5 protein-coding genes are annotated in these 10,313 nt (G+C 73.9%); 3 read left to right on the forward strand and 2 right to left on the reverse strand.

All coding sequences use genetic code 11. The features are described 5' to 3' along the window. Nucleotides 1–241: 241 nt before the first annotated feature. Complete coding sequence (locus AAHZ94_RS20000; protein ID WP_349994341.1) at nt 242–3,277, reverse strand: alpha-mannosidase; 3,036 nt, start codon at nt 3,275–3,277, stop codon at nt 242–244. Nucleotides 3,278–4,427: 1,150 nt separating this feature from the next. Here AAHZ94_RS20000 and AAHZ94_RS20005 point away from each other — a divergent pair. After that, nucleotides 4,428–5,717, forward strand: a complete 1,290-nt coding sequence (locus AAHZ94_RS20005; RefSeq protein WP_349994342.1) for an ROK family protein — start codon at nt 4,428–4,430, stop codon at nt 5,715–5,717. A gap of 384 nt (nt 5,718–6,101) precedes the next feature. Here AAHZ94_RS20005 and AAHZ94_RS20010 read toward each other — a convergent pair whose 3' ends face one another. After that, the gene (locus AAHZ94_RS20010; RefSeq protein ID WP_349994343.1) at nt 6,102–7,163 is read right to left on the reverse strand and encodes a TAXI family TRAP transporter solute-binding subunit; all 1,062 of its coding nucleotides are present in this window, start codon (nt 7,161–7,163) and stop codon (nt 6,102–6,104) included. A gap of 78 nt (nt 7,164–7,241) precedes the next feature. On the opposite strand from AAHZ94_RS20010, the gene miaB reads away from it, so the two are divergent. Further along, nucleotides 7,242–8,732: a tRNA (N6-isopentenyl adenosine(37)-C2)-methylthiotransferase MiaB gene (gene miaB, locus AAHZ94_RS20015; RefSeq protein ID WP_349994344.1), complete on the forward strand. Its 1,491-nt coding sequence runs from the start codon at nt 7,242–7,244 to the stop codon at nt 8,730–8,732. 306 nt (nt 8,733–9,038) lie between these two features. After that, nucleotides 9,039–9,989 carry a class III extradiol dioxygenase subunit B-like domain-containing protein gene (locus tag AAHZ94_RS20020; protein WP_349994345.1) on the forward strand — a complete coding sequence of 317 codons (951 nt, stop codon included), beginning with the start codon at nt 9,039–9,041 and terminating at the stop codon, nt 9,987–9,989. Nucleotides 9,990–10,313: the final 324 nt, after the last annotated feature.

Consider the following 10,313-nt stretch of genomic DNA (forward strand, 5'->3'; position numbering starts at 1 on the left):
CCCCCCCCCCCCCGGGGCCCGCCGCCCGCGGGCGCCCCCCGCCCGCCGCGGCGCCCCCCCCCCCCCCCCCCCCCCCCCCGGGGGGCGCAGCGAGCCGGTTATGGGAAGGCGCGGTGCGCGGGCCGGCGGGGCCGGGCTGGGGCCCAGGAGGCGGCCTGCGAGCGGGAGACGCGAGGGCGGGGGCGAGGGGCCCACTCGCGGCCCGCCCTCACGTCGGCTCAGCCGCCGGATCAGCCTCGGATCAGCCGCGGGGGCGTAGCCGCAAGGTGAGGATCTGGAACGGTCGCAGGGTCAGTTCCAGTGCTCCGTCGGGGGTGAAGGCGTGGGACGGGGCGCCGTCCAACGGACGTTCCAGGAGGTCGGTTTCGGTCACGGAGGCGAACGGCACGGAGCCGGTGAGCGTCGTGGTGGCCCGGCCGCCGGCGCACTCGTACAGCCGCACCACCACGTCCCCGCTGCGGTCCTCGGCGAGCTTGACCGCCTCGACGACGACCTGGTCGCCGGCGGTCGTGACCAGCGGCTCGGTGGCCCGCCCGCCGGTGACGGAGCGCTCGGGCAGGTTGATCCGGTGCCCCTCGCGCACCGCGTCGGTCACGGTCGCGCCGGGCGCCAGGGCGTACCGCAGCCGGTGGGTGCCGTGGTCGGTCTCGGGGTCGGGGTAGCGCGGGGCACGGAGCAGCGAGAGCCGCACCGTGGTGGTCTGTCCGCCGTCCGGCCGGACGGTGCGGGTGACGTCGTGCCCGTAGGTCGAGTCGTTGGTGACCGCGGCGCCCCAGCCGGGCTCCTCGACCTGGATCCACCGGTGGGCGCAGATCTCGAACTTGGCCGCCTCCCAGGAGGTGTTGGTGTGCGTGGCGCGGTACACGTGACCGAACTGGGTCTCGGCCGCCGACCGATCGGCCTTCACGTCCAGCGGGAAGGCCGCCTTGAGGAACTTCTCCGTCTCCCGCCAGTCGACCTCTGTGTCGATGTCGAGCACCTTCGCGCCGGCACGGAGCGCGATCCGCTGCACGGCGGTGGAGCCGGCGTCGCCGAAGGTGCGGGAGACGGTGAGTACCGCGCGCTCGTCGGTGGCCTCGGCCACGGTGACCTCGTCGACGTCGAGCAGGTCGGTCACGTTGTGCCGGTAGAAGTGATCGACGTCCCAGGCGTCCCACATGTTGGGAAAGTCCGGGTGGAGTTGGAGGAGATTGCCCGCGAGACCGGGCGCGATGGCCTCCCGCCCGGCCGCCAGGTCGTACGCGGAGACGACCAGGCCGCGGTCGTCCACCTCGATCCGCAACAGACCGTTGGCGAGGACGTGGCCGCCGCCCGGACGCTCGGCCAGCGTCACCGGGGCGCCGGGTGGCGCAGTCCGCACCACGGAGCCACCCGCGGGCACGCCCCGGCGGGCGTGCGGGGCGGCGTTGAAGACGACGGCCTGTTCGCCGGGGCCGGCCAGCGCCGTCTGTGCCGCCCGTACCAACTCGGTCAGCTCCGCGTGCACGCGCGCGTAGGTCTCCCGTGCCTCACGGTGCACCCAGGCGATGGAGGAGCCCGGCAGGATGTCGTGGAACTGGTGCAGCAGCACCGTCTTCCAGAGCCGCTCCAGATCCGCGTACGGATAGCGGAAGCCGGGCACCGTACGGGCCGCGGTGGCCGCCCACAGTTCGGCCTCCCGGAGCAGCGACTCGCTGTGCCGGTTGCCCTGCTTTGTCTTGGCCTGCGAGGTGTACGTGCCGCGGTGCAGCTCCAGGTACAGCTCGCCCGCCCACACCGGAGCGTCCGGGTACTCCGCCTGCGCCGCGGCGAAGAAGGCCGCGGGCCGCTCGATCGTCACCCGGGGCGAGCCCTCCAGATCGGCCACCCGGCGCGCCCTGGCGAGCATGTCGCGGGTGGGCCCGCCCCCGCCGTCGCCGTGGCCGAACGGGGCCAACGAGCGGGTTCCACGGCCCTTCTCCTGGTAGTTGCGCACCGCGTGCGCGAGCTCCGCGCCGCCCAGGTCCGAGTTGTAGGTGTCGATCGGCGGGAAGTGCGTGAAGACGCGGGTGCCGTCGATGCCCTCCCACCAGAACGTGTGGTGCGGAAACTTGTTGGACTGGCTCCAGGAGATCTTCTGCGTCAGGAACCAGTCGGACCCCGAGAGCTTCACCAACTGGGGCATCGCCGCCGTGTAGCCGAACGAGTCCGGTAGCCACACCTCCTTGGTCTCGATGCCGAACTCGTCCAGGAAGAAGCGCTTGCCGTAGAGGAACTGGCGGGCCATCGCCTCTCCGCCCACCATGTTGGTGTCGGATTCCACCCACATGCCGCCGACCGGTACGAACTGGCCGCTCGCCACCTTCTCCCGCACCCGGGCGAAGACCTCGGGCCGGTGCTCCTTGATCCACGCGAGCTGTTGGGCCTGCGACATGGCGAACACGAAGTCGGGGTGTTCGTCCATCAGGTTGACCACGTTGGACGCCGTACGGGCCACCTTGCGCACCGTCTCGCGCAGCGGCCACAGCCACGCCGAGTCGATGTGTGCGTGCCCGACGGCGCTGATGCGGTGTGCTGAGGCGTTCGCCGGGGCGGCCAGCACGCCGGCGACCGCGTCCCGGGCGCGGGCGGCGGTGCCGGGGACGTCACCCAGGTCGAGCGCGTCGAGAGCGCGCTCTACGGCGCGCAGCAGCTCGAAACGGCGCGGGTCACCGGTGGAGAGCTGCGTCATCAGGCTGCCGACCACCTCCAGGTCCTGGACGAGTTCCCACACCTCGGCGTCGAAGACGGCCAGGTCGACCCGGGCCAGCCGGTACAGCGGTTCGTCGCTGGCGGTACGGCGGTCGCCCTCGTACGTCGGCCGCTGGTCGACCAGGATCGGGTTGGCCGCGGCCTCCACGTACAGCTCGACCTCCTCGCCACCGGCGACCGGGGCGCCGATACGGACCCAGTCGTTGTGCGGGTTGAGCGCCTTCACGGCGGCCCCGTCGGCGCGGTAGACCAGCCCTTCGCACTGGAATCCGGGCAGTTGACGGTCGAAGCCCAGGTCGAGTACGGCTTCCACGGTGCGGCCCTCCCACGCCTCGGGAACCCGGCCGGTCACCTTCCACCACGTGGTGCCCCACGCGGGCCCCCACCGGTCGCCGACGGAGGCCGGCCGGTACGCGGCGGCCAGCCCCTCGGCGACCGGCACCGGTTCGCCGGGCGCGTCCCCGCGCGCAACGGCCAGCGGCTCCGCGGCCCCGTGGACGGCGGGCCGAATGCGCTCGGCGAGAACGCGGCGCAGGCGGGCTTCGACGATGGTCCGGTCGTCATGCATGGCGGCGACTCCGATGGTCGATGGGCTGCTGGTACGGGGGGTACGGGGCGGCACCGGGTCGGGTGCGCGGTGCTGTGGTGGGGCGGGGCTGGTGGGTTGGGTTGGGGTGGGAGTGGGCGGACGGTGCGGTTGCACGGAGCGGTGTGCAGGACACCCCGGGGGCCGGTTTGCCGGAGTGGCTCCGCGGGCGCGTGACGCTCAGGTGGCATTACCACTGCCAGGTGAAGGAAACCGGCCCGGCACCGCCGAACGCCGCCACCTCGCGCGCCCGCGCGAGACGTTTCCGGGGGACCGTTGGATATTTGGCGCGGCATCGCGCGCGCGTGCTCGCGCGAGGGCGGCCCCGGGGCCTCGTTGGCGGTCGGTGGCGCGTCGCCGACCACGCGTGTGCTGCGTGAGGGTGACTCTGCGGTCTTGTCGGCGCCCGGCCGGGATCTCGCGCGCGTGCCCGAGCGAGGGTGGTTCCTACGGCCCCCTCGGGCGCCCAACGGAGCTCTTCGCGTGCGCGCTCGCGCGCTACCGGACCGCCGCAGACTCCATACCGCCCCGCGCCAAGGGCCGGGGACCGAGCTGGGCGGCGCTGGTACGCCTTGCCCCGTCCCCGCACACAGCGCCCCGCACACACACTGCCCCGTGCCCCGTGCCCCGTGCCCCGTGCCCCGTGCCCCGTGAGGCAGTGTGCTCCATGGCCATGGGGCGGGTTCCCACGCGAGCGGCGTGCTCTGTCAAAGCGGCCTCGCGGAAGCGCGCCGTTGCCCAGTGTCCCGCGCGGCCTGCGGAGGCGTACGCGCGCTTCGCCCGCGGCCTCCAGCCCTTAGCGCACACCGTTGCGTACCGCTCCCTCCGTAGGCACCTGATGCTGGAGCGGGGCTCCATCGGCTGAACCCCCGTAGGACCGGAACCGGGCAACGGGGTGCGTGCGCCGTATCCCCGTGGCGGCGTGGTCCGTTCCGTAAGCGGTCCCTGTTGCGGGCGCCCATGTCGCCCGCCGCGCAGCGTTCACCCGGCGTAGCGGGCGCCATCCGTGCCATGGGCCGTGCACGGATGGCGGTACGTGTCGGGTGCCCGCTCCGTCGTCCCGTCCCACCGCCCGATACGCGGCAAAGGGCCCACCCGCTCCTCTGCCCCACCGAGTGAAAGGCCGCCCGACATGACCGCAGCCGCTGCACCGACGTCCCAGCGAACCGCTCCGGCGGGAGCGCCGACCGCAGCCGCGAGCAGCGGTGCGACGGCCCTGGCCGACGGGTGCGCGGAGTTGGCCGTCGCCCTCGACGTCGGGGGTACGAAGATCGCTGGGGCGCTCGTGGACCGGCGCGGCACGCTCCGTGCCAGAGCGCGCCGTCCCACGCCACCGAGCACGTCCCCGGCCCGCTCCGCCACGAGGCCCGCCGCGCCCCGTACCAGGACCGCCCCGCCCCGTACGGGCCCCGTCCCCTCCGGTGCGGAGCGGGAACCGGCGCTCCGTACGGGGCACGGGGCGCCGCACCCGGCCACGGAACCGGAGCCGAGGACGGGGCCGGAGCCGGGACGAGAACCGGCGCCGGGCGCCCTGCGGGATGCAGCCCCGGGCCCGGACGCGGCTGGGGACGAGAACGCCGCCGAGGCGGTGATGGCGGCGGTGATCGAGGTGATCGCTGAACTCGCGCAGGCACCCGAGTGGACGCGCGTGACCCGTTGCGGGATCGGCAGCGCGGGACCGGTGGACGCCGAGCACGGCACCGTCAGTCCGGTGAACATCGCCGCCTGGCGCGACTTCCCGCTGCACGCCCGTACGGAGGCGGAGCTCGTGCGCCACGGGGCACCGGTGCCTGCCGTCCTGGTGGGGGACGGGGTGGCGATGACCGCGGCTGAACACCGGTTCGGAGCCGCCCGTGGCTGCCGCAACGCACTGTGCCTGGTGGTCTCCACGGGCGTCGGCGGCGGCCTCATCGTGGACGACCGACTCCACCCCGGCCCCTCGGGCAATGCCGGCCACATCGGTCACATCAGCGTGGCCGTCGACGGGGCGCCGTGCGTCTGCGGGTCGCGCGGTTGCGTCGAGGCCATCGCCTCCGGCACGGCCATCGCCGGCTGGGCCGCCGGGGCGGGCTGGCGGGCCCCCACCGAGGACCGCTCGGCGGCGCAGGTCGCCGCCGCGGCGCGCGCGGGCGACCGGGTGGCCCTGGCCGCGTTCGACCGGGCCGGGCGGGCCCTGGCCGCGGCCATCGCCGGCACGGCCACCTTGCTGGAGGTCGAACGGGCCGTGATCGGCGGCGGCGTCGCGGCGGCCGGAGACGTCCTGTTCGGGCCCGTACGGCGGCACCTGGCGACCTATGCGGCGCTGTCGTTCGTACGCGGGCTCACCGTGGTGCCGGCGGCCCTGGGCGCCGATGCCGGGCTCGTCGGGGCGGCTGCGGCGGCCTTCGATCTCCTGTCCGACGGCGCCGACCACGCCCCGTGAAGCCCCCGAGGTCCCTGTGAGCGCCTCCGACCCTGGCACCGTCCCCCGGGGCCGCGGTGCCGGCCGTCGGCGGCCTCACGCCAACCTCCCGCCCCGCCCTGCCCTGCCCTCCGCACGGGGCCGCACCCTCCCCTCCCGCTGCTTGGCTCCGCTTCGTATGGAGGGGCAGACGGGGCACGGGGCCCGAACAACACGGGGCACGGGGCGTACGGCGCGTACGGGCACAGGCCGTACCGATCACGAGAGACGGAGCACGGAGCAGGGCGCGTACCGATCAAGGCGCACGGAGCGCGGAGCCAGACGGCGCACAGCGCCACGCAGCGCGCGCCACGTACCCCAGCAGGCAGCGAGCGCCGACCAGCGGGCGGGGCCCGCCCCGTGGCGTCAGGGCTTGACTGACCGGTAGTAGCGCATGGAGCCCTCGTGGAGCTTGAGGGGATCGGTGTAGATCGCGGTACGGAGGTCGACGCGCTGCGCCGCGTGCACCTGCTCGGCGATGTAGTCACGGTTGTGGATCACCGTGCGGGTGACGGCCTCGGTCAGGTCCCTTTTGGTCGTGTCGGTGGTCACCAGCAGGTTCGCCACCGCGATGGTCTTGACCGGTTGGGTGTTGTCGGCCTCTTTGTAGGCGTCGGTGGGCATCACGGCCGCCCGGTAGTAGTGCCGGGAGCCGCTCTCGTGGATGCGGTCCATCAGGTCGCCGAGGGGGACGAGGCGAACGGGGTAGCTCTCGGAGAGTTGCACGACGGCGGAGGTGGGCAGGCCGCCGGACCAGAAGAACGCGTCGATCTTGCCCTCTCGCAGCATCGCGGTCATCTTGTTGATCCCCACCTGCACCGGCACCACGTCTTTCGCCGGGTCGAGCCCCGCAGCCCGCAGCAGCCGCTCCGCGATCAACCGGACGCCAGATCCTGGCTGGCCGATCGCCACCCGCTTGCCGGCCAGGTCCCGCGTCCGGCGCACCGTTGACTTGGTGGGTACGACCAGTTGCGCGTAGTCGTCGTACAGGCGCGCGCACGCGCGCAACCGCGTCGTGCCCGGTCCGCTGCCGTCCAGGTAGGTCGCCACCGCATCGGCCGTGGCGATGGTGAACGCTGCCTTCCCTTCGACCAGCCGACGGATGTTGTGCAGCGACCCCTCGCTCGGCAGGAGTTTCACGTTCAGTTTCGGCTCGTCCTTGTGCAGCCGCTCCTTGAGCAATTCGCCGTACCGTGCGTACACGCCCGTGCGCACCCCGGTCGTGATCGTCACGCTTCCCCCGGGGCTGGCCGCGCCGTCGAACGGCGACAACCACCACAGCAACAGGCCGAACGTCACGGTGCCGGCGATGGCCAGCCGCCACAGACGGCGCGCCCGCTGGGCACGTCGGGAACCCGGGCCGTCCGCTGCGCCTGTGGCGCGCCTTACCGGCCACCGTCCGGGCCGCTCCGTAGGGGTCTTGGGCATGGGGCGGATACTGCCAGCAACGGAGCAGAGAAGGGAGGGGCAGGGCACGGAGCCGAACACGTACCCTGGTCAACTGAGATGAGTGCGAAGACATACGAGGTGCGCACCTACGGGTGCCAGATGAACGTCCACGACTCCGAGCGGCTGTCCGGGCTCCTGGAGGACGCCGGCTACGTGCGGGCGCCCGAGGGCCATGCCGAGGGCGAAGCCGACATCGTCGTCTTCAACACCTGCGCGGTGCGGGAGAACGCCGACAACCGGCTCTACGGCAATCTCGGCAGACTCGCGCCGCTCAAGGCGAAGCGGCCGGGGATGCAGATCGCGGTCGGCGGCTGCCTCGCCCAGAAGGACCGCGACACGATCGTCAAGAAGGCCCCGTGGGTGGACGTGGTCTTCGGCACGCACAACATCGGCAGCCTGCCGGTGCTCCTGGAGCGCGCCCGGGTGCAGGAAGAGGCCCAGGTCGAGATCGCGGAGTCGCTGGAGGCGTTCCCGTCGACGCTCCCCACCCGCCGCGAGTCCGCGTACGCGGCGTGGGTGTCCATCTCGGTCGGCTGCAACAACACCTGCACCTTCTGCATCGTGCCCGCGCTCCGTGGCAAGGAGAAGGACCGCCGCCCCGGCGACATCCTCGCCGAGGTCGAAGCGCTGGTCGCCGAGGGCGTCACCGAGATCACGCTGCTCGGCCAGAACGTCAACGCGTACGGTTCGGACATCGGCGACCGGGAGGCGTTCAGCAAGCTGCTGCGTGCCTGTGGGCAGATCGATGGCCTGGAGCGGGTGCGCTTCACCTCGCCGCACCCGCGCGACTTCACGGACGACGTGATCGCAGCCATGGCCGAGACGCCGAACGTCATGCCGCAACTGCACATGCCGCTCCAGTCCGGCTCCGACACGGTGCTCAAGGCGATGCGCCGTTCGTACCGGCAGGACCGCTTCCTCGGCATCATCGACAAGGTGCGCGCCGCCATGCCCGACGCGGCGATCTCCACCGACATCATCGTCGGCTTCCCCGGCGAGACCGAGGCGGACTTCGAGCAGACGCTGCACGTCGTGCGCGAGGCCAGGTTCGCCCAGGCGTTCACCTTCCAGTACTCCAAGCGCCCTGGCACCCCGGCCGCGGAGATGGCCGACCAGATTCCCAAGGCGGTCGTCCAGGACCGTTACGAGCGACTGGTCGCCGTCCAGGAGGAAATTAGCTGGGCGGAGAACAAACGCCAGGTCGGCCGCACCGTGGAGGTCCTGGTGGCCGAGGGCGAAGGCCGCAAGGACGACGCCACGCGCAGGCTCTCGGGCCGCGCCCCCGACAACCGCCTGGTGCACTTCACCCGCCCCGACGAACCGGTGCGCCCCGGCGACGTCGTCACGGTCGACATCACCTACGCGGCGCCCCACCACCTCCTCGCGGAGGGCACGCCCCGTGGCGTGCGGCGCACGCGCGCGGGTGACGCGTGGGAGCGCCGCACCGCGGCTCCCGAGCAGAAGCCCGCGGGCGTCATGCTCGGCCTGCCCACCGTGGGTGCCCCCGCGCCGCTGCCCGCGGAGTCCGGCGGCTGCGCCGTCCGCTGACCCCCGGCCTCCCACCACCGGGCCGCATGGCCCCGCTCGGCGCCCCGTCACCGCCCACGACGGGGCGCCGTGGCGTCCACCGTCGTGACATCCACGGCCGCACCGGCCCCGTCGCGCGGGCGGGTGCAGCCGGTGGGCCGTTCGCCCCGGGGCCTACGGGACGGGGCCGGGCTGTGGGTGTGGCCGCTGGCGCCGTAGCCGGGCGGGGGGTGTGCAGACGGCACGGTGCAGCCCTGGGCGGCAGGACAGCGCAGCCCCGGACAGCCGGACGGTGCCGGCGGGGCCCGACGACGTAGGCTGCCGATCATGCTTGTCGCTGCCGCCGTGTGCCCTTGCCCGCCCCTGCTCGTGCCCGAGGTCGCCACCGGGGCCGCACTCGAACTGAACCCCCTGCGCGAGGCGTGCTCGGACGCGCTCAGCGTGCTGGCCGCTGCCCGCCCCGACCGGTTGATCGTCCTGGGACCGGCCGCCGCGGGTACCGAAGGCCGCTACCCGAGCGGTGCCGCCGGAACGTTCCGCGGCTACGGCGTGGACCTGACCGTCCATCTCGGCGCCCGCCCGGACGGGCAGCAAGCCACTGCGACGGGGCACGGCGTACGGAGCGACGGAACGCGCGGCGCCGCGGCCGTGACGGGGCACGGGGCGCGGCAGGAGGCTCCTGGCCCGAGTGACCCGGCGGCACCGGCTGCTGCCCACGCTGCGTACGACGGGGGCGCTGGCCCGGAGGGTGCGGCCGAGGGGCTTGGGCGGAGCGCCCCGGAGCGCACGGCGGGTGGTGACGGGACCCAGGGGGCGGATCACTGGGCCGCGAGCCGGCAACTGCCCCTCTCGCTCACCGTGGGCGGCTGGCTCCTGGAGCGCGCACAGTGGACCGCCGCACCCGTGGAGGGCGTCGGCGTCCTCGAAGACCTCGATACGGCCCGCTGCACCGCCCTCGGTCGCGAACTGGCGGACTCCGCCGACCGGGTGGCCCTCCTGGTGACCGGAGACGGCAGCGCGCGCCGCACCCTGAAGGCACCCGGCTATCTGGACGAGCGCGCCGCCGCCTTCGACGCCGCAGTGGCACAGGCCCTCGGCACCGCCGACGTCGCCGCCCTGACGGCCCTCGACGTGCCGCTCGCCCGCGACCTCCTGGCCTGCGGTCGCAGCGCATGGCAGGTACTGGCCGGCGCGGCACCCGGCGCGGCCCTCCACGGCGAACTGCTCTACGACGAGGCGCCCTACGGCGTCGGCTACGTCGTGGCCACCTGGTCGTAACAGCAGACTCGCGGGGCACGGAGCACGGGGCACGGAGCACGGGGCACGGGCACCCAGCCGGAATGCAGAACACGCGGGCCACGGAGACCACGGGGCCCAGGACGAGGGCAGACGGAGCACGGAGCTAGACACAGACGGGGCACGCAGCATGGAGCGGTGCCCGGGGCCGCGGAGCCGTGCGCGGGGGCCAGCCCCATATGGCCCGGCAGCGCCCCGAGCGGTGTCCCGTGCCCCTGGGAACGACCAACGGGGGGGGGGGGGGGGGGGCGGGGGGGGGGGGGGGGGGGGGGGGGGGGGGGGGGGGGGGGGGGGGGGGGGGGGGGG

It is taken from the genome of Streptomyces sp. HSW2009 (assembly GCF_040240285.1).
Taxonomy (GTDB): domain Bacteria; phylum Actinomycetota; class Actinomycetes; order Streptomycetales; family Streptomycetaceae; genus Streptomyces.

Excerpts from the sequence above, each read along its gene's own strand:
- miaB (WP_349994344.1), top strand. The coding sequence starts at position 7,242 with ATGAGTGCGAAGACATACGAGGTGCGCACCTACGGGTGCCAGATGAAC.
- AAHZ94_RS20020 (WP_349994345.1), top strand. The coding sequence starts at position 9,039 with ATGCTTGTCGCTGCCGCCGTGTGCCCTTGCCCGCCCCTGCTCGTGCCC.
- AAHZ94_RS20000 (WP_349994341.1), bottom strand. The coding sequence starts at position 3,277 with ATGCATGACGACCGGACCATCGTCGAAGCCCGCCTGCGCCGCGTTCTC.
- AAHZ94_RS20010 (WP_349994343.1), bottom strand. The coding sequence starts at position 7,163 with ATGCCCAAGACCCCTACGGAGCGGCCCGGACGGTGGCCGGTAAGGCGC.
- AAHZ94_RS20005 (WP_349994342.1), top strand. The coding sequence starts at position 4,428 with ATGACCGCAGCCGCTGCACCGACGTCCCAGCGAACCGCTCCGGCGGGA.